This is a genomic window from Bradyrhizobium sp. SZCCHNS3002, assembly GCF_032377435.1.
Taxonomy (GTDB): Bacteria; Pseudomonadota; Alphaproteobacteria; order Rhizobiales; family Xanthobacteraceae; genus Bradyrhizobium.
This window is the reverse complement of sequence record NZ_JAUHHY010000003.1, coordinates 18,782-36,711: the sequence shown is the minus strand read 5'-3', so window position 1 is coordinate 36,711 and position 17,930 is coordinate 18,782. Positions and strand designations below refer to the sequence as shown.

The 17,930-nt window shown below is 68.1% G+C and carries 18 protein-coding genes; 12 read left to right on the top strand and 6 right to left on the bottom strand.

All coding sequences use genetic code 11. From position 1 onward, the window contains the following. Nucleotides 1-4 precede the first annotated feature (4 nt). A complete protein-coding gene (locus QW845_RS07295; RefSeq protein ID WP_315800966.1) occupies nt 5-301 on the top strand; it encodes a DUF1330 domain-containing protein in 297 nt (98 codons plus the stop codon). Nucleotides 302-322: 21 nt separating this feature from the next. Beyond that, the gene (locus tag QW845_RS07290; protein WP_315800965.1) at nt 323-1,660 is read left to right on the top strand and encodes a chloride channel protein; all 1,338 of its coding nucleotides are present in this window, start codon (nt 323-325) and stop codon (nt 1,658-1,660) included. A 139-nt stretch (nt 1,661-1,799) separates the two neighbouring features. Here the strand turns inward: QW845_RS07290 and QW845_RS07285 are convergent, their stop codons facing one another. Further along, nucleotides 1,800-3,266 (bottom strand): hypothetical protein, encoded by a 1,467-nt coding sequence (locus tag QW845_RS07285; protein WP_315800964.1) that lies wholly within the window; start codon nt 3,264-3,266, stop codon nt 1,800-1,802. 363 nt (nt 3,267-3,629) lie between these two features. Between QW845_RS07285 and QW845_RS07280 the strand changes: the two genes are divergently transcribed. Further along, entirely contained in the window at nt 3,630-3,926 is a 297-nt protein-coding gene (locus tag QW845_RS07280) for a hypothetical protein (RefSeq protein ID WP_315800963.1), read from the top strand. Between the two features lie 81 nt (nt 3,927-4,007). Here QW845_RS07280 and chrA read toward each other — a convergent pair whose 3' ends face one another. Then, nucleotides 4,008-5,237, bottom strand: coding sequence for a chromate efflux transporter (chrA, locus tag QW845_RS07275; RefSeq protein ID WP_315800962.1), 1,230 nt, complete (start codon nt 5,235-5,237; stop codon nt 4,008-4,010). A 211-nt stretch (nt 5,238-5,448) separates the two neighbouring features. Between chrA and QW845_RS07270 the strand changes: the two genes are divergently transcribed. Then, on the top strand, nt 5,449-5,844 hold the full coding sequence (locus QW845_RS07270) for a hypothetical protein (RefSeq protein WP_315800961.1): 396 nt from the start codon (nt 5,449-5,451) through the stop codon (nt 5,842-5,844). A gap of 229 nt (nt 5,845-6,073) precedes the next feature. Here QW845_RS07270 and QW845_RS07265 read toward each other — a convergent pair whose 3' ends face one another. Next, nucleotides 6,074-7,090, bottom strand: a complete 1,017-nt coding sequence (locus QW845_RS07265; protein ID WP_315800960.1) for a zinc-binding alcohol dehydrogenase family protein — start codon at nt 7,088-7,090, stop codon at nt 6,074-6,076. A 117-nt stretch (nt 7,091-7,207) separates the two neighbouring features. Here QW845_RS07265 and QW845_RS07260 point away from each other — a divergent pair, with 117 nt between their 5' ends. Genes QW845_RS07260 through QW845_RS07250 form a run of 3 tightly spaced genes read left to right on the top strand, consistent with a single transcriptional unit; the run spans nt 7,208 to nt 10,371 of the window. Further along, nucleotides 7,208-7,585 carry a helix-turn-helix domain-containing protein gene (locus QW845_RS07260; protein ID WP_315800959.1) on the top strand — a complete coding sequence of 126 codons (378 nt, stop codon included), beginning with the start codon at nt 7,208-7,210 and terminating at the stop codon, nt 7,583-7,585. 60 nt (nt 7,586-7,645) lie between these two features. After that, the gene (locus QW845_RS07255) at nt 7,646-9,040 is read left to right on the top strand and encodes a DegQ family serine endoprotease (RefSeq protein WP_315800958.1); all 1,395 of its coding nucleotides are present in this window, start codon (nt 7,646-7,648) and stop codon (nt 9,038-9,040) included. Continuing rightward, nucleotides 9,037-10,371, top strand: a complete 1,335-nt coding sequence (locus tag QW845_RS07250) for a replication-associated recombination protein A (RefSeq protein ID WP_315800957.1) — start codon at nt 9,037-9,039, stop codon at nt 10,369-10,371. The genes QW845_RS07255 and QW845_RS07250 overlap by 4 nt, the downstream gene beginning before the upstream one ends. 156 nt (nt 10,372-10,527) lie before the next feature. Here QW845_RS07250 and QW845_RS07245 read toward each other — a convergent pair whose 3' ends face one another. Continuing rightward, a complete protein-coding gene (locus QW845_RS07245; RefSeq protein ID WP_315800956.1) occupies nt 10,528-11,475 on the bottom strand; it encodes an alpha/beta hydrolase in 948 nt (315 codons plus the stop codon). Between the two features lie 106 nt (nt 11,476-11,581). On the opposite strand from QW845_RS07245, the gene QW845_RS07240 reads away from it, so the two are divergent. Then, nucleotides 11,582-12,964: an RluA family pseudouridine synthase gene (locus QW845_RS07240; protein ID WP_315800955.1), complete on the top strand. Its 1,383-nt coding sequence runs from the start codon at nt 11,582-11,584 to the stop codon at nt 12,962-12,964. A 51-nt stretch (nt 12,965-13,015) separates the two neighbouring features. Here the strand turns inward: QW845_RS07240 and QW845_RS07235 are convergent, their stop codons facing one another. Further along, entirely contained in the window at nt 13,016-13,456 is a 441-nt protein-coding gene (locus tag QW845_RS07235) for a hypothetical protein (protein ID WP_315800954.1), read from the bottom strand. 89 nt (nt 13,457-13,545) lie between these two features. On the opposite strand from QW845_RS07235, the gene QW845_RS07230 reads away from it, so the two are divergent. From QW845_RS07230 to blaOXA, 4 genes are all read left to right on the top strand, one after another. Then, nucleotides 13,546-14,328, top strand: a complete 783-nt coding sequence (locus tag QW845_RS07230; RefSeq protein ID WP_315800953.1) for an ATP12 family chaperone protein — start codon at nt 13,546-13,548, stop codon at nt 14,326-14,328. 61 nt (nt 14,329-14,389) lie between these two features. Next, entirely contained in the window at nt 14,390-16,030 is a 1,641-nt protein-coding gene (locus QW845_RS07225) for a flagellar hook-length control protein FliK (protein ID WP_315800952.1), read from the top strand. Next, entirely contained in the window at nt 16,027-16,308 is a 282-nt protein-coding gene (locus tag QW845_RS07220; RefSeq protein WP_315714536.1) for an EscU/YscU/HrcU family type III secretion system export apparatus switch protein, read from the top strand. Before QW845_RS07225 ends, QW845_RS07220 begins: the two co-directional genes overlap by 4 nt. 82 nt (nt 16,309-16,390) lie before the next feature. Then, the gene (gene blaOXA, locus QW845_RS07215; protein WP_315800951.1) at nt 16,391-17,209 is read left to right on the top strand and encodes an OXA-1091 family oxacillin-hydrolyzing class D beta-lactamase; all 819 of its coding nucleotides are present in this window, start codon (nt 16,391-16,393) and stop codon (nt 17,207-17,209) included. Nucleotides 17,210-17,373: 164 nt separating this feature from the next. Here blaOXA and QW845_RS07210 read toward each other — a convergent pair whose 3' ends face one another. After that, entirely contained in the window at nt 17,374-17,859 is a 486-nt protein-coding gene (locus tag QW845_RS07210) for a hypothetical protein (RefSeq protein WP_315800950.1), read from the bottom strand. Nucleotides 17,860-17,930 lie beyond the last annotated feature (71 nt).

The window sequence follows — 17,930 nt, the reverse complement described above, 5'->3', positions numbered from 1 at the left end:
GGCCATGGCGGCTTACGTCATCTCCGAGGCCGAGGTTCGCGACGCCCAAGCGATGGAGCGCTACCGCATGCTCGCGGCGCGCTCGATCGCGCAGTATGGCGGGCGCTATCTGGTCCGCGGCGGGATCTCCGAGACGGTCGAAGGCGGTCTGCCGGCCAAGACCCTCATCATCGTCGAGTTCCCGTCGATGGCCCGGCTGCGCGAATGGTATGCGTCGGCCGCATACGCCGACGCCCTGGGCGAGCGCGGGAAGGCGCTGGACCGCCGGCTGATTTTCGTCGAGGGTGCTGCACCTGCGTAGAGAACGGACTCCGTTGCGCCCATGCTGACCATCACCCCCCGCCGCAAGCGTTGGCTCAAGCTGACCTCGGCGCGCTGGCAGCGGCGGGTGCTGTTCGTGGCCGGCGGCCTGGTGGTGGGCGCGGCGGCCGTGGCCCTGGCGGAGCTCGCCGACCTGGCCCAGCTCGCCTTCAACTGGCTGCTGTCGAAATCACGCTACGCCTCACTGATCGTGACGCCCGCCGGCTTCGCGCTGTCGGTCTACCTGACCCAGCGCTTCTTCCCGAACGCGCAAGGCAGCGGCATCCCTCAGGCGATCGCCGCTCGGCACCTGACCGACACGAGCGCGCGCAGCCCGCTGGTGTCGATCCGCATCGCCATCGGCAAGGTGCTCTTGACCCTGCTGGGGCTGCTGTGCGGCGGCTCGGTCGGCCGCGAGGGCCCGACAGTGCAGGTCGGCGCCTCCATCATGTTCGCGCTCGGCCGGCTATCGCCGCGGCGGCAGCCGGGCTTGATCCTGGCCGGCGCCGCCGCCGGGGTCGCGGCCGCCTTCAACACGCCGCTCGCCGGCATCGTGTTCGGCATCGAGGAGATGAGTCGTGCCTTCGAGACGCGGACCTCGAGCCTCATCATCGCCACCGTGATCGCTGCGGGCCTGACCTCGCTGGCCCTGATGGGCAATTACGCCTATTTCGGCACGACGCCGATCGCGCTCGGCAAGGGCATCGACTGGCTGGCGGTGCCCGTCTGCGGGGTCCTGGGCGGCGCCGCCGGCGGCCTGTTCAGCCGCATCCTGATCACCATGGCGCGCGGACTGCCCGGCGCCGGCGGCCGCCTCATCAAACGCCACCCGCTGCCGTTCGCGCTCGCCTGCGGCTTTGCCGTCGCGCTGTGCGGGCTGGCCTCGGGCGATACGGTCTACGGCACCGGCTATGCGCAGGTGAAAGGCGCGCTGGAGACCGGAACGCCGCTGCCGAGCGATTTCGGCGTGCTGAAATTCCTCGCCACCACCTTTGCCGCGATCAGCGGCATTCCCGGCGGCATCTTCGCGCCGTCGCTCGCAGTCGGGGCGGGCATCGGCGCCAACGTCGCCAGCCTGTTCCAGCAGTCGCCGCTGGCGCCGATCATGCTGCTCGGCATGGTCGCCTATTTCGCCGGCGTGGTGCAGGCGCCGATCACCGCCTTCGTCATCGTCACCGAGATGACCGACAACCACGCCATGGTGGTGCCGCTGATGATGGCGTCGCTGATCGCCTACGGCACCTCGCGCCTGATCTGCGAGGAGGGGCTCTATCACGCCCTCGCCAAGGGCTTCGTCGCCAGAGCTGAGACGAAGGCTGAGGCAGCGCAGGAGCCGAAGCAGGTTGCCGCGCCATCCTGATCCCAGCGCTCAAGCAGCGGTTCGGAGCGCGCCGATAACCGGCGTCGGTTCAATCGCTTGATGGCAGATCCTGAGATCTGCCATCGGCTCGAAACGGCGGCGGCCCCGTTGCCGGCGCCGCCGCGCAAGCGTCGTCGGTCTACTTCCTGAACGGATCCGGCCGCATCAGGAGCCGGCCGGAGATCGAGTTCGGCACCTCGTAGGGCGAGCCGATCGACAGCACGTGGCTCAACGCGATCAGCCGGTTCGGCAGCTTGGCCGGCGGCGGCGTCTGGAACGAATAGGACGTCGGGTTGTGGCACAGGAAGCAGTTCAGCACGTTCTTGATCGGCGTGTTGTCGGCGTTCTGCACGAAGGTCTCGGCGGTGGCGTTGGCGAGATTGACCGAGCCGACGGCGCTGGTCTGGTTGCTGTTCAGATTGTACGAGTTGGGGAGCATCCAGACGGTGCCGTCGAGGGCGTAGTTCGCGAACGTCGATTGCGGGCCCTTCAGGCCGGAGAGAAAGCCCTGGGCTTGCGCCGTGATCGCGAAGATGTTGCCGACGCCGTTGGGCTGGTTCTCGCCGCCGGTCTGGTTCTCGAGCACGACGTTGGTCACCGGCGTCAGCTTCTGGGTCGCCGGATCGAGCCGCAGTTGCGGCCGGTTGGCGCCGGGTGATGCTGCGATGTTGACCTGCGAGAACGGCGTGCCGCCCTTGTAGAGCGTATAGCTCTTCGGATCCGAGCGGCTTGCCGAGGGCGCGAAGGTGTTGTCCGGCGTCTGCGGCGAGTTGTTCTTCAGCTCGAACGTGCCCCACAGGAATTCAGGGTGGTTCTCGGTGTAGCCGACGACGTGCAGGCCGACCAGCGCCACCATCACCGTGACGAATTTGCCGGGCGCCGGCCGGATCGTGATCAGGCCGGGGGTGACGTTGTTCTCCAGCACCGGCACCTGTGCCTGGGTCGTATAGGCGCCCGCGGGCGGCGCCTGGCCGGGGTCGAGCCGCAGCCACGTCGCCTTGAACACTGCATCGCCCACGGCGAAGGAGGAATCTGCCGGCTGGCTCTGGTAGCCGCCGGTCGCGATCAGGTTCTTGCGCGCGGTGTTGAAATAGCTCTGGTTCATGTGAACCGAGGCGTAGACGGGATAGCCGTTCTGCGCGACCAGCATGTTGCCGTCGGCTTCGACGATGGCGCCGGCGCCTTCGGTGAAGCCGGCCATGCCGTGGAAGACCTGGGCACGGGCCGCCAAGGTCAGCGGGCGCGGCCGTGGGGCGCCGGCATTCTCGGCGTTGTTGAGCAACTCGTCGGGCGTCGCCAAGGTCATGAACCGCGGCACGGCGGCGCCGGAGCCCGAATCCTTCACCAGAGCCGTCGCCCAGACGAACGCCTCCCACGACCATTGATGGAAATTGCAGTCCGGCGTCGGGATGGTCTTGGTGTCGGAGGTGGGGAAGGCGGCGTCCGGCTTGAGATAACTGCCAAGTCCCTCCGACCAGCCGAAGGCCGGGCAGTTCTTCGCCGGCGGTGGCGGGGCGGCGCTGGCAGGGCTGAGGGCGCCGGCAAGGCCGCCGCTTGCAGTGACGGTCGTCGCGAAAGTGAGCATGAGCCACTGAATCGTCTTCATGGCCGGTCTCCATGGATGTGCGCGCTGGGATGGGCCGTTGGTCTCGCCGCCATGCGTCGCCAATGATTGTTAAAAATGATTCATTCAAAAGTAGTGCGCGGCGAACATGCACCCAAAGGTGAGATTTGCAAGACCGGCAGCTCACGCAAGCCGCAATTTTTTTGCGGAGACCCCCGGCGGCGTGACATGCGGCTCCACCCGACGATCGATCACTGCAGCATTCGTCGTCATCGGACGACACGGCCGCGTGTGAGCCCGGGCACGGTCGACACGGCCGATCGCGCGCATCCTGGCGGCCGTTCGCTGGAGCCGTGCGGACAATGACGTCTTCACGCCGGTGGACGACAACCACAGGAGAGTGAAATGAAGTCCATCATGGCCGCTGTGTTGCTGCTCGCGCTGACGTCGGGCGCAAGCCTTGCGGGCACGCCGCTGATCGATGCGCGTCAGCGCAACCAGTCACATCGCATCTACAATGGCATCGCGAGCGGGCGGCTGACCTATCCGGAGGCGCAGCAGCTCGTCCGCGGCCAGATCCACGTGCAGAAGCTGGAAAACAAGGCCAAGGCCGACGGCGTGGTGACGCCGTTCGAGCGGGCCCGCATCAACGTCGCGCAATCCGTGCAGGGCGCGCGCATCTTCTGGAAGAAGCATAATTAGCCGCGCACGGCAGCTCGCTGGGGGCAGAGCGCCGCTTCGGCGGCGCTTTGCCAACCACATGTGATGCGGCGGCGCCGCCGCTTACACCAGCGCGGCCGCGACGCCGGCAATGGCGCTGAACGTCACCACGACGAGCGGCGGCGCGCGCCAGGCGACCAAGAGGACGAAACCGACCAGCGCGATGCCAAAGTCTGCCGCGTCATGGACGGTGGTTGTCCAGACCGGGTTGTACAGGGCCGCTCCCAGCACACCGACGACCGCAGCGTTGACACCCCGCATCATGGCCTGGGCGCCGGCGCGCTTGCGGAACGAGTCCCAGAACGGCAGCGCGGCGAGCAGGACCAGCATGCCCGGAAGGAAGATTCCGAGGAGACCGAGCGCGGCCCCGATGATCCCATGCGGCTCCGGAGCGACCACGGTGCCGAGATAGGCGGCGAAGGTGAAGAGCGGGCCCGGGACGGCCTGCGCCGCACCGTAGCCGGCGAGAAAGGCGTCGTCGCTCAGCCAGCCTGGTCCGACGAAGGCTTCGCGCAACAGCGGCAGCACCACATGTCCACCGCCGAACACGAGCGCGCCGGAGCGATAGAACGCGTCGAACAAGGCAAGCGGCGTCGATCCCGTTGAGCCGCGCAGCAGCGGAAGTCCCGCCAACAGGACGACGAACAGCACGAGCGCCATGACCCCCACGCTCCGCGACACCGGGATCGCGACGTGTCCCGACGGCGCCGCCTCGCCGCGGCACAGCCAGAGGCCGGCGAGTCCGCCGAGCACGATGGCCCCGATCTGCGCGGCCGAGGCCGAACTGAGCAGAATGATCAACGTTGCGGCGACCGCGATCGAGGCGCGCGTGCGATCGGGACAGAGCGTGCGCGCCATGCCCCAGACCGCCTGTGCGACGATGGCGACTGCGGTCAGCTTCAGCCCGTGCAGCAGGCCGCTGCCGATCGGTCCACTCAATCGGCCCGCACCATAGGCGAACAGGATGAGCACGGCGGCCGACGGCAAAGTGAAGCCGGTCCAGGCGGCGAGCGCACCGAGATAGCCGGCGCGCATCAGCCCGATGGAGAAGCCGACCTGGCTGCTGGCGGGACCGGGCAGGAACTGGCACAGCCCGACCAGATCGGCATAGGCATGCTCGTCGATCCATTTTCGCCTGACGACGAACTCGTCGCGGAAATAGCCGATATGGGCAATCGGCCCGCCGAAGCAGGTGAGGCCGAGCTTGAGGAAGATGCTGAGGACCTCGAGCGGCGATCCGCTGCGCGGGCCGCGATCGGCGGACGAATGGGTCTCTTGCTCGAGGCTGCTCACGGACGCCGTTCCAGATGCGAATGTCGCGCTTCGTTAAAGGAGATCGGCCCGGCCGGCCAGTCCTCGCCCATCATGGCCTCGCAGCCCTCCGAATTATCGAATGCAGGGCGAATATGCAGCCCCTACATGCCGCGCTATGATCCATGATCAAGATCTGCCTGGAGGTTTCTTGTTTCCGGACCCTTCCATCAAATGGCGTCCTTACCCCTCGATGATCGACGGCATCGAACGACCGCCTGCGGTCTTCGATCAAGGTCTCTGGCGCGGCGTGCTCCACCTGATCGTCGTGGCATCGCCGCCCGGTTTGCGCGCCTACGGCATCGAGATCGCGTGCCAGATCTATGCCGGGTTCGAAGAGGTCGCTTACGCGGTGTCGGCGCATGGCGCCGACACCGTCGTGTACGACGGCGGCGTCTATATCAAGGAGGCCGGGCAATCGGCCTTGTTGAATGCCTATGAGGCGATCGATCCGGTCGGCCGTCGACCCCGGCATTTCAGTTTCGTCGGCAGTGAGTACTGCTACGAGGCGCTCGGCTTTTCCGAGCCGGTGATCAGGGCGTTCAGCACTCCCGATGAGGCCTACGCTTGGGGACCAGCGCGGCAATGAGCGACCGGACGCCGTTGCCGCTTCGCTCTCAATGACGGAAAGCTATGAAGCGCGGGCTTGTTAGTTGAGGGTGGCGGTGCCGTAGGTGGGCAAAGCAGCCGCCGTCAGGCGGCAGCGTGCCACCGTCCGTCAGCGAGTGCACCGGCGAGATGGTGGGCACGGCGCCACCGCGACCTCGAACGTGGAGAGACCTGAGCCACGCCTTTGCCCACCCTATGAGCGCTATTACTTAACTCCACCCCTCCAGCACGATCTTGCCGCGTGACTTATTGCTCTCGATCAGCGCATGGGCGCGCTTGAGGTTGGCGGCGTTGATGGTGCCGTAGTTGTCGCCGAGGGTGGTGCGGATCACGCCCTTGTCGATGAGATCAGAGACATCGTTGAGCAGGTTGTGCTGCGCGATGATATCGGGCGTCGTGAACGAGGAGCGCGTGAACATCGATTCCCAGTGGATCGAGATCGCCTTGCCCTTGAAGGCTGCGAGTGAGAACTCGGCGGGATCGTCGATCAGGCCGAACTTGCCCTGCGGCGCCATGAAGTCGGCGATCGCCTTGTAGTGCTGGTCGGTGTGGGTGAGGCTCGCGATGAGGCTGACCGGCGGCAGCTTCAGTGCGTCGATCTGCGCCTTCATCGGCTTGCCATGGTCGATCACGGCGTGGGCGCCGAGCTTCAGGCACCAGTCGCGCGACTCGGGCCGGGTGGCGGTGGCGAGCACGGTCAGGCCGGTGAGGCGGCGCGACAGCTGGATCAGGATCGAGCCGACGCCGCCGGCGGCGCCCGTGATCAGCAAGGTGCGGTCATCGAGGCTCTTGCCGGGGACGGCGCCGAGCCGGTCGAACAGCAGCTCCCACGCGGTGATCGAGGTCAGGGGCAGGGCGGCGGCCTCGGCGAACGACAGGCTCTTCGGCTTGCGACCGACGATGCGCTCGTCGACCAGATGGAATTCGGCATTGGTGCCCTGGCGCAGGATCGAGCCGGCGTAGAACACCTCGTCACCGGGCTTGAACAGGCTCACGTCCGGGCCGACAGCCTCGACCACGCCAGCGGCGTCATAGCCCAGGATCTTGGTTTCGCCGGCGGGCGGTGCGGCGCGCTTGCGCACCTTGGTGTCGACCGGATTGACCGACACCGCCTTCACTGCGACGCGGATGTCGCGTCCCTTCGGCTCGGGTTTGGCGGTCTCGAAGTCGAACAGCGCGCGGTCCTCGGTGATGGGGAGCGACTGCTGGTATCCGACGGCCTTCATGAACAACCTCCTGGTTGGCTTGGCGATAGGATCTGTTTGTCCTTCTGGCGTCATTTCAGCAAGTACTGTAAAAATGGGGAACTAGTCCCCGTTTGGATACTATTGGGCCAAAACGCGATGAAACGGAAGAATTTCACCCGCCGTCCGGGCTGCGCGGTCGAAGCCACGCTCGATCTGATCGACGGCAAGTGGAAGGGCGTGATCCTCTACCACCTGCAGGGCGGCAGCCGGCGCTTCGGCGAGCTGCGCCGCCTGATGCCCGGCATCACCCAGCGCATGCTGACCAAGCAGCTGCGGGCGCTCGAGGACGACGGGCTGGTGGTTCGCAAGGTCTATGCCGAGGTGCCGCCGCGGGTGGACTATACCCTGTCCGAGGTCGGCGAGAGCCTGCGGCCGGTGATCGAGGTCCTCAGGAGCTGGGGCGAGCGGCACCAGGAGCGGCTGTCCTGCGGCCCCGTTGCAGAGACCATCAAAACGCCGCATCAGGCCGCCTGAGCTTGGCCGCGGCGGCCGTTCCGCCTATATCCAAGCCGTCATTTTCCCAGGATTGTTCGCATGACGTTGATTCGCTCCACACTGGTCCTGCTGCTGTCTCTGCTGGCAGCCACTCCGCTCGCGGCGCAGGACCGGCGCGTGCCGCAGTCCGCGGCCGAGCTGCGGCTGTCCTATGCGCCGATCGTGCAGCGCGTGCAGCCGGCGGTCGTCAACGTCTATGCCGCCAAGGTGGTGCAGAACCGCAATCCCTTTCTCGACGATCCGATCTTCCGCCGCTTCTTCGGCCTGCAGGGCGGGCCGCAGGAGCAGATGCAGCGCTCGCTCGGCTCGGGCGTGATGATCGATGCGTCCGGTCTCGTCGTCACCAACGTGCACGTGATCGAGGGCGCCGACGAGGTGAAGGTCTCGCTCGCCGACAAGCGCGAGTTCGAAGCCGAGATCGTGCTGAAGGACAGCCGCACTGATCTGGCCGTGCTCAAGCTGAAGGGCACCAAGGAGCAGTTTCCGACGCTCGACCTCGCCAACTCCGATGATCTCCTGGTCGGCGACGTCGTGCTGGCGATCGGCAATCCCTTCGGCGTCGGCCAGACCGTGACCCACGGCATCGTGTCGGCGCTGGCGCGCACGCAGGTCGGGATCACCGACTATCAGTTCTTCATCCAGACCGATGCCGCGATCAATCCCGGCAATTCCGGCGGCGCGCTGGTGGACATGACCGGACGTCTCGTCGGCATCAACACCGCGATCTATTCCAAGTCCGGCGGCTCGCAGGGCATCGGCTTCGCGATCCCTGCCAACATGGTGCGCGTGGTCGTGGCTTCGGCGAAGAGCGGCGGCAAGGCGGTGAAGCGCCCGTGGCTCGGCGCGCGGCTGCAGGCGGTGACGCCCGAGATCGCCGAGAGCCTCGGCCTGCGCTCGCCGACCGGCGCGCTGGTCGCCTCCGTGGTCGCGAACAGCCCGGCGGCAAAGGCGGGCATCAAGTCGTCGGACCTGATCGTGTCGATCGACGGCCAGACCGTCGATGATCCGAACGCGTTCGACTATCGCTTCGCGACCCGGCCGCTCGGCGGCACGGCGCAGATCGAGCTGCAGCGCGGCGGCAAGCCGGTGAAGGTCGCGGTCGCGCTGGAGACCGCGCCGGACACCGGACGCAACGAGATGGTGATCAACGGCCGCTCGCCGTTCCAGGGCGCCAAGGTCGCCAACATCTCTCCGGCGGTCGCCGATGAGCTGCATCTCGATGCCGACACCGAGGGCGTGGTCGTGCTCGAGCCGGGCGACGGCACCACCGCGGCCAATGTCGGCTTCCAGAAGGGCGACGTGATCATGGCCGTGAACAACCAGAAGATCGCCAAGACCGCCGACCTCGACAAGGCGTCGCGCGAGGCCGCGCGCATCTGGCGCATCACCGTGCTGCGCGGCGGCCAGCAGATCAACGTCACGCTCGGCGGATGAGCCCGAAGCGTCCCCAGCAGGGAGGCCCGAGCCTCTTCGCCGCGGCGGGGATGGAGCACGATGCGCCGCGGCCGCTGCCGGAGCGGCTGCGCCCGCACAAATTGTCCGACGTCGTCGGGCAGGACCACATCCTCGGTCCCGACGGCGCGCTGACGCGCATGCTGGAGACGCGCACGCTGGGCTCGCTGATCTTCTGGGGCCCTCCTGGCACCGGCAAGACCACGGTGGCGCGGCTGCTGGCCGATGCTACCGAGCTGCATTTCGAGCAGATCTCGGCGGTGTTCTCCGGCGTCGCCGACCTGAAGAAAGTCTTCGACGCCGCGCGCGCGCGACGCGAGACCGGGCAGGGCACGCTGCTGTTCGTCGACGAGGTGCATCGCTTCAACCGCGCGCAGCAGGACTCTTTCCTGCCGGTGATGGAGGACGGCACCGTCGTGCTGGTCGGCGCCACCACCGAGAATCCGTCGTTCGAGCTCAACGCCGCTTTGTTGTCGCGTTCGCGCGTGCTGGTGTTCCACTCGCTCGATGCCGCCGCGATCGAGAAGCTCTACAGCAACGCGGAAGCCGCCGAGGGCCGCAAGCTGCCGCTTGACGACGAGGCGCGCGCCGTGCTGATCCGCATGGCCGACGGCGACGGCCGCGCCGCACTGACGCTCGCCGAGGAAGTCTGGCGCTCGGCGCGCAAGGACGAGATCTTCAACGCGGTGCAGTTGCAGGACATCCTGCAGCGCCGTGCGCCGATCTACGACAAATCGGCCGACGGCCACTACAACCTGATCTCGGCCCTGCACAAATCGGTGCGCGGCTCCGATCCGGATGCGGCGCTGTACTACTTCGCCCGCATGCTCGACGCCGGCGAGGATCCGCTGTTCCTTGCTCGCCGCATCGTTCGGATGGCGGTGGAGGACATCGGCCTCGCCGATCCCCAGGCGCTGGTGATCGCCAACGCCGCCAAGGACGCCTATGATTTCCTGGGCTCTCCCGAGGGCGAGCTCGCGATCGCGCAGGCCGTGATCTACGTCGCGACCGCGCCAAAATCGAACGCCGCCTACAAGGCGTTCGGCGCCGCCAAGCGCGTGGCGAAGGAGGGCGGCTCGCTGCTGCCGCCAAAGCACATCTTGAACGCGCCGACTAAGCTGATGCAGGGCGAAGGCTACGGCGCGGGCTATCAGTACGACCACGATGCGCCGGACGCGTTTTCGGGCCAGGACTACTTCCCCGACGCCCTCGGCCGCCAGCAGTTCTACGATCCCCCCGAGCGCGGCTTCGAGCGCGAGATCAGGAAGCGGCTGGACTACTGGGCGAAGCTGCGGAAGGAGCGGGGTGGGTAGGAGCCCCGACGCCGCTCGTTCTGTCACCGCGTGTCGCGCTGCTTATGTTGCGTCATGCTCTCTCCACGTCATTGCGAGCGCAGTGAAGCAATCCCGAGTCCTCGCGACGCCCTGGATTGTTTCGCTGCGGGTAATGACGGTGGAGGGAGCGCGCTACTACTTCCCCGTCTTGACGAACTCCGCAATCTCCCGCGTCAGCCGGTCGTCCTCGGTGTTGATCGCATACACCTCCGACATGTGGCTGTGCTGCGGCAGCATCACCGCGCGGGCGCAGCCGGACGGTCGCTTGCAGGCGGCCTGCTTGAGCAGATCGAACTGCTCGACAAAGCGCGGCGGGTCGAGCTCGGCGGAGACGATCATCAGCGGCAAGGGCGAGGCTTGCAGCCCCTGCAGCGACGAGCGCTCCTTGAAGCGCGAGGGATCGGTGCCGAAATAGGCCATCTCCTGGTCGCCAAGCGGCGTCGCGGTGAGGTCGTAGACGCCCGAGGCCATGATCGCGCCCGCAAGGCCGCCGCCGGCGACCTTGTGGAATTCGGGATGCGCCACATAGGTCGCGACGTGCACCGCGCCGGCCGAATGGCCCATCAGATAGATGCGCGCGGGATCGCCGCCGTTCTCGGCGGCGTGGGCGGCCACCCATTGCACCGCGCTGGCGACATCCTCGACGCCGGCAGGCCAGGAGAATTTCGGCGCCAGGCGGTAGGTGATGTTGACGCCGACGAAGCCGCTCTTCACCGCCCACAGCATGATGTTGTCGTAGAACGGGCCGTCCGGCGTGGTGCGCTTGTTGCCGCCGATGAAGGCGCCGCCATGCACGAAGATCAGCACGGGCCGGGGCGCGGCCGCGGCATCCGGCGTGAAGACGTCGAGCAGATTGCGTTCGGCCGTGCCGTATCTCACATCGCGCTGCACCTTGACGCCGGTGTAGGGTTCCTTGGCCTGCAGCGGCGCGTAGATCGCGGCGGTCTTCGGCGGGGCGATGACCCGGCCGATCTCGATCAGCTTCCAGGCGATGTCGTCGGGCATGGGGCTCTGCTGCGCCTGCGTGGCGGTCGTCGCCAGCGTGGCTGCCAGGATCGCCAGGCCCAGTCGCGTGAGCGTCATTCGAATTCGCTCCGATCAGTATCGATGGCCCAAGCGGCCGACTCACAAGCGGATTTATCGCGATTTCGCCGTGACTGGCAGGGGCTTTTGAGATACGCAACCTGCCATGAGCCGCCGTATCAAGCGAACCCAGACCCGATCCGATCGCCCGACCGATCGCCGCAGCGAGCGGCCGAAGGCCGAGGCCGCCCGCAGCGCAGGCGCCGCGGCCAAGCGTGAGTCTGCGAAGCGTCCCGATGCCGAGCGGCCGCGGCGCGACCGTTTTGCCGGTGACCGCGAGGCGGCACCGCGCGGCGATTTCGGGCGCGGCAAGGCCGAGCGCAGCCGTGCGCCGCGCGCCGAGGGAGAGGATCGCCGCGACAGCTTCGCCCCGCGCGAGCGGCCGCCGGCCAAGCGCGCCGGTGCCGGCAAGCCCGCGCGGTTCAGCTCGGAGCGTGCCGAGCGCAGGCCTGCGGCGCTGCCGCCGAAGAAGGTCGAGCCGGAGACGCCGCTGCTGCCGACGAAGGTGCAGACCGTGGTGGTCACGGCCGACGAGAACAACATGCGCGTCGACCGCTTCCTCGAGGCGCGCTTTCCCGGCCTGTCGTTCTCGCACATCCAGCGCATCGTCCGCAAAGGCGAGCTGCGCGTCGACGGCAAGCGCGCCGACTCCAAGGATCGCCTTGAAGAAGGCCAGAGCGTGCGTATTCCGCCGCTCAAGCTGGACGCGCCGAAGGAGCGCGCCGGCCTCACCGAGGGCGAGCGCAAGACGCTGGAGAGCCTCAAGGCAATGACCTTGTACGAGGACGACGACGTGCTCGTCCTCAACAAGCCGGCCGGGCTCGCGGTGCAGGGCGGCTCCGGCATGACCCGCCACATCGACCAGATGCTGGAGGTGATGCGCGACGCCAAGGGCCAGAAGCCGCGGCTCGTGCACCGCATCGACCGCGAGACCTCCGGCTGCCTGCTGATCGCCAAGACCCGCTTCGCTGCCACGCATCTGACCGGCGCCTTCCGCAGCCGCTCGGCGCGCAAGATCTACTGGGCGCTGGTGGCGGGCGTGCCCAAGCCCAAGCAGGGCCGCATCTCCACCTATCTTGCCAAGGAGGAGAGCGAGGACGACACCATCATGCGCGTCGCCGCCCATGGCGACGAGGGCGCCAGCCACGCCGTGACCTATTACGCCGTGGTCGAGGCCTCCGCCAGCAAGCTCGCCTGGGTGTCCTTGAAGCCGGTGACGGGGCGCACCCATCAGCTGCGCGCGCACATGGCCCATATCGGCCATCCCATCGTCGGCGATCCCAAATATTTCAACATCGAGAACTGGGCGCTGCCCGGCGGCCTGCAGAACCGGCTGCATCTGCTGGCGCGCCGCATCGTCATCCCGCATCCGCGCGGCGGATTCATCGACGCCACCGCGCCGCTGCCGCCGCACATGCTGCAGTCGTGGAACCTGCTCGGCCTCGAGCACGACCGCTTCGACCCGATCGAGAACGCGCCGGAGGAGTGAGCGGCCTCTCGTAACACGGATATCGCTTCGCTCATCGGGCTACGCAGCGGCTCAATTCCGGAACTGCCGCAAAAACTCCCGCAGCGAATCGTGCGGGGTCTCAACGTCGAGGATGACCCAGCCGTCCGGTCCCTTCACGACGATGAAGTTCAGCGTGACGCGGTGGCCCTGGTTGTCGAAGCTGGCCGCCACATACGTCTTGTCGAACTGCTTGCGCAAGATCGAGATCGCGACCGGGCCGAGCTTCCAGCGTGGGCTCTGCACCAGGAAATCGTAGGGCTCACGCCGCGGCGCCGCCCAGGCCCCGGCGAGGCTCGGATCGAAGAACTGCCGCGCGGTCTCGGCCGTCCGCGGCAGCCCGGCGGAGAGCTCCGGCGCGCCCCGGCCGTAATGCGCATAGACGTTGCGCACCAGCGATTCCGGCGAGCGGAAGCCGGCGGCGGCCTCAACGGCGCTGCCGAGCAGGACGAGGGCGGAGAGCAGCGGACGCATCGGCAGCTCGCATTTCGGGCGGACAGGGCTTATCTACCGCGAAAACAACGGATCCCGTGTGATCATCCCGCGAGAGGGCTGGAATTCTGATGCGTGAACTGTTTGACGAGGTCGTCGGCCGGTCGCCGCTCGATCCGCAGGAATCGGCGCGCCAGGCGATGCGGACGCCGCTGCGCAAGCGCTTCTACAAGGAGGCCGGGACCGCCGCGGCCGAGGGCGGCTTCAACGTCACCCTCGACGGCCGGCCGATCCGCACACCGTCGGGGCGCGTCGTCATCGTTCCCGCTGGGGAGCTGGCGGAGGCCGTCGCCGCCGAGTGGCAGGCCCAGGGTGAGAACATCGATCCCGCCACGATGCCGCTGACGCGGTTCGCCAACAGCGTCGTGCAGTCGGTGGTCGACCGCGTCGATGACGTCCGCGAGGACATCGCCAAATATCTCCAGTCCGACCTGCTGTTCTACCGGGCCGGTCATCCCGAGGGGCTGGTCGCGCGCGAGGCCGAGCATTGGGACCCGGTGCTGGACTGGGCGCGCGACGGCCTGGGCGCGCATTTCATCCTGTCCGAAGGCATCATGCATGTGGCCCAGCCGGAGGCTGCGGTCCAGGCCGCGCGCGCTGCGCTGCCGACCGGCCCGTGGACGGTGGCGGCCGCGCATGTCGTCACCACACTGACCGGCTCGGCGCTGCTGGCGCTGGCGCTGGTGCATGGGGTGCGCGACGCCGATCAGGTCTGGGCGGCAGCCCATGTCGACGAGGACTGGAACGTCGCGCAATGGGGGGCCGACGAGGAGGCGATGAGCCGCCGCGCCGCCAAGCAGATCGACTACCAAGCCGCCGTTCGCATCCTCCGGGCAGTCGACGCCGCGCTCTGAGGCCGGTTAACGCCGGGTTTAGGGGCACCCGCTAGGCTGTGCGCGTAACCCGAGTACGCGCATGGTCCAGAGTGTCACCCCGTCGCCTTCCGTGAGCGCCGTCCGCGGCGTCGGCAGCTCGCCGGCCGGAACCACGGTGGCGGCAGCGACCACGCTGCAGGCCGGCGCACTGGTCAGCGCCAGGGTGCAGCAGGTGCTCGCCGAGAACCTGGTCCAGGTCGCGATCGGAAACCTGTCGATGGAGCTCGCCAGCGAGCTGCCGCTGCAGGCCGGGCAGACGGTGCAGGTCGCCGTGTCGCAGACCGCGCAAGGGCTGCAGCTCGCCATCGTCGGGCAGGGCGGCAGCGCTGCCACTGGCACCCCGACCCCGGCCGCCACCGTCGTCGACGTCACCGGCCGGCTGGCACCGGCGCTGCCTCCGCCGCCGGATCCGCTGACCGGGCTGGAGCGGCTCGCATTGTCGATCGCCAGCGAGGAGGCGGCGACCCGCCAGGGCAGCCAGGGCCAATTGTTCGCCGATCTCCAGGCCGTCGCCGACTCGCCGAACCTTCCACCGGCCTTGCGGGCCGCCGTGGCGCAGGTGCTGGCGCAGCAGACGCCGCTCTCGCCGGCGCTGACCGCGGAGGATGTGCAGACCGCCGTGCAGCAATCCGGCCTGTTCCTGGAATCCTCGCTCGCCAATGGCACTACCGGCGCCGGCACGCCCGACCTGAAGGCGGCGCTGATCGTGCTGCGCCAGACGCTGGCGACGGTGCTGCAGACCGCCGAGCCCGGCATGGCGGCATCGGCGCAGCCGTCGCCCGGTGGCTCCTATGCCTCGGTGCTGTCGGAGGCCGGCCGCGCCGCTGCCGCGCAGCAACAGAGCGGGACTCCCTCGCTGGTGCCCGACATCGAGATCGAGCTGCCGCCGCAGCCCTGGGCCACGGGAATGGGGCGGCCCGACGCCGCGTCTGCCGGCTTCACCGGCTCGGCGCTGATCGAGGCCCTGACGGGCGCCAAGGCGCAGTCGCTCACGCCCGGCACGGTGCTGGCCGTGCTGCAGGAAGCGCAGCAGCAGATTCCGCGCGCCGCGGGCCTCGTTCCCGGACGCAACGCCAACGGCCGCGCCGACATGGTCGTGCGTACCAACACCCCGCCGCCGCCGTTCCGCGGGGCTGCACCGATGCCGCAGGCCGTCGCGATGCCGACGCTCGGTCCCGACACGCCGCTGTCGGCGATCGCCCATCGCCTGCTCGACGAGACCGACCAGGCGCTGTCGCGCCAGACCCTGCTCCAGGTCGCCTCGCTGCCGGATCGCCCGGACGCCTCGACCGCGCGCACCGACCCGGCGCCGCCGCGCTGGAACTTCGAGATTCCCTTCGCCACCCCGCAGGGCACGGCCATGGCGCAGTTCGAGATCGCGCGCGACGGCGGCACGCAATCGCCGGACGCGGCCAAGCGCGTCTGGCGGGCGCGCTTCTCGCTCGACGTCGAGCCGGCCGGCCCGGTGCACGCGATGATCTCGTTCAGCGCCGAGCGCACCTCGGTGCGGATGTGGGCCGAGCGTCCGGTCACCGCCGCGCGGCTGCGCGCCGGCCTTGCCGACCTCAGCCAGGCCCTCAGCCGTGCCGAGCTCTCGCCGGGCGATCTCGTGGTGCAGGACGGCGCGCCGCCGGCCGTGATGCCGCCCAGGGCCGGCCATTTCCTGGATCGCGCGCTATGAGCATCGAGGTGAAGGCCGCCAACAAGACCCAGCTCGCCGTCGCCTTGCACTACGACAAGGGCCAGGGCGCGCCGCGCGTCGTCGCCAAGGGCAAGGGCACGATCGGCGCCAAGATCATCGAGGTCGCGAAGGCGCACGACATCCCGATCGAGGAGAACGAGGTGCTGGCCGGCGCGCTCTCCAATGTCGAGCTCGGCGACGAGATCCCGGAGGAGCTCTACAAGGCCGTCGCCGAGGTGCTGGTGTTCGTGCTCAACCTGTCGCGGCCGATGCGCTGAGCGCGCCGCATTTGTGATCTCCGTCATGCGTCGGTCGTCACCGCCCTGTGGTAGGGAGGGCGAACGACGACGGAGATTTGCGATGCCCATGATGAGCCGCCGCCACGCGCTCGCCCTGATGACCGGCGCCAGCCTGTTGCCCGCGCGCGCATTTGCGCATGTCGCACCGCCGCGCAACGAGATCCGCGGCGATCTCGCCAAGCGCTTCACCGACGAGGGCACCAAGGGCACGTTCCTGGCGTACAAGGTCGAGGAATATCTCATCATCGCCAGCGATGCCGATCGCTCCGGCGAGGCGAAGCTGCCGGCCTCGACCTTCAAGATCGCGAACTCGCTGATCGCGCTGGAGACGGGCGTCGTCGAGGATCCCGACAAGGACGTGTTCAAATGGGATGGCGTCACGAGATCGATCGAGGCCTGGAACAAGGATCACACCTTGCGCAGCGCGATCGCGGTCTCCGCCGTGCCGGTCTATCAGGAGATCGCGCGCCGCATCGGTGCTGAGCGGATGCAGAAATATCTCGAGGAGCTCGACTACGGCAATCACGACATCGGCGGCGGCATCGACCAGTTCTGGCTCACCGGCGCGCTTCGCATCGATCCGGTGGAGCAGGTCGATTTCATCGATCGCCTGCGCCGTGGCGCGCTGACGGTGTCGAAGCGCAGCCAGGATCTGACGCGCGACATCATTCCGACGACCAAGGTCGGCGACGCCGTCATTCACTTCAAGTCGGGATTGCTCGGCAAGGAGCAGGGCTCACTCGGCTGGATGGTCGGCTGGGTCGACAAGGGTGACCAGCCGACCGTGTTCGCGCTCAACATGGACTGCCCGGAGCCGCGCCACGTCGAAGCCCGCATGACGTTGACCCAAGCGTGCCTGAAGGAGATCGGCGCGTTGTGAGCGTATCGTGAGGCGCGCATGCTCTCACCACCGTCATTGCGAGCGCAGCGAAGCAATCCAGTGTGGTGTGTGGGACTCTGGATTGCTTCGCTGCGCTCGCAACGACGTGGATAGAGCGGCGCGTTGCTACGCGAAGCAACGATATCGTGGCGACCTAGCGTGCTTCACCGCCGCGCCAGCTCCAAGTCGACGCCCCTGATGTCCGTGCCGGCCGGGCGGATCGACACGGTCTGCCGGCGTCCCTGCGTCGTCAGCGACAGGCCGGCGGAAAACGTCTGCCCGCGCGCCTGGGCCTCGATGCGGTTGCCGACGGCGCGGCCCTCGATCGTGCCGGACGCGTTGTGGCTCGACTCGCTCCATTGCCCCGAGATCTCGCCGCCGCGATAGGCGACGTCGCTGGAGAGATCGATGTTGTAGCTGTCGCTGGCGCAGCGGATGTTGAGCCGGAGCTGCTCGCCGGCGCCGCCGACGTCATAGGCCGCGCGGCAGCGCAGCCGCTCCTGGTTGCCGTCGGACAGGCTGATCACGCCGCCGCCGGTCCAGGAGCCCTCCAGCCCCCGGAACGGCGCGGCAGGCGCCGCATGGGCCGTGCCGCCCAAGGCGAGGGCGGTCAGCAAAGTGGGGATCGCAAGGCGAGAGGCGCGCATCATCGGGCTCCGTTTCATCGTCGAAAAGCGAGCGACAACGCAGCAAGACCCGATACGTTCGATCTGTCACCTCA

Coding starts and splice junctions, on each gene's coding strand:
- QW845_RS07270 (WP_315800961.1), top strand. CDS start 5,449: ATGATCGACGGCATCGAACGACCGCCTGCGGTCTTCGATCAAGGTCTC.
- blaOXA (WP_315800951.1), top strand. CDS start 16,391: ATGCCCATGATGAGCCGCCGCCACGCGCTCGCCCTGATGACCGGCGCC.
- QW845_RS07210 (WP_315800950.1), bottom strand. CDS start 17,859: ATGATGCGCGCCTCTCGCCTTGCGATCCCCACTTTGCTGACCGCCCTC.
- QW845_RS07295 (WP_315800966.1), top strand. CDS start 5: ATGGCGGCTTACGTCATCTCCGAGGCCGAGGTTCGCGACGCCCAAGCG.
- QW845_RS07230 (WP_315800953.1), top strand. CDS start 13,546: ATGCGTGAACTGTTTGACGAGGTCGTCGGCCGGTCGCCGCTCGATCCG.
- QW845_RS07285 (WP_315800964.1), bottom strand. CDS start 3,266: ATGAAGACGATTCAGTGGCTCATGCTCACTTTCGCGACGACCGTCACT.
- QW845_RS07280 (WP_315800963.1), top strand. CDS start 3,630: ATGAAGTCCATCATGGCCGCTGTGTTGCTGCTCGCGCTGACGTCGGGC.
- QW845_RS07225 (WP_315800952.1), top strand. CDS start 14,390: ATGGTCCAGAGTGTCACCCCGTCGCCTTCCGTGAGCGCCGTCCGCGGC.
- QW845_RS07265 (WP_315800960.1), bottom strand. CDS start 7,090: ATGAAGGCCGTCGGATACCAGCAGTCGCTCCCCATCACCGAGGACCGC.
- QW845_RS07255 (WP_315800958.1), top strand. CDS start 7,646: ATGACGTTGATTCGCTCCACACTGGTCCTGCTGCTGTCTCTGCTGGCA.
- QW845_RS07290 (WP_315800965.1), top strand. CDS start 323: ATGCTGACCATCACCCCCCGCCGCAAGCGTTGGCTCAAGCTGACCTCG.
- QW845_RS07260 (WP_315800959.1), top strand. CDS start 7,208: ATGAAACGGAAGAATTTCACCCGCCGTCCGGGCTGCGCGGTCGAAGCC.
- QW845_RS07240 (WP_315800955.1), top strand. CDS start 11,582: ATGAGCCGCCGTATCAAGCGAACCCAGACCCGATCCGATCGCCCGACC.
- QW845_RS07235 (WP_315800954.1), bottom strand. CDS start 13,456: ATGCGTCCGCTGCTCTCCGCCCTCGTCCTGCTCGGCAGCGCCGTTGAG.
- QW845_RS07245 (WP_315800956.1), bottom strand. CDS start 11,475: ATGACGCTCACGCGACTGGGCCTGGCGATCCTGGCAGCCACGCTGGCG.
- QW845_RS07250 (WP_315800957.1), top strand. CDS start 9,037: ATGAGCCCGAAGCGTCCCCAGCAGGGAGGCCCGAGCCTCTTCGCCGCG.
- QW845_RS07220 (WP_315714536.1), top strand. CDS start 16,027: ATGAGCATCGAGGTGAAGGCCGCCAACAAGACCCAGCTCGCCGTCGCC.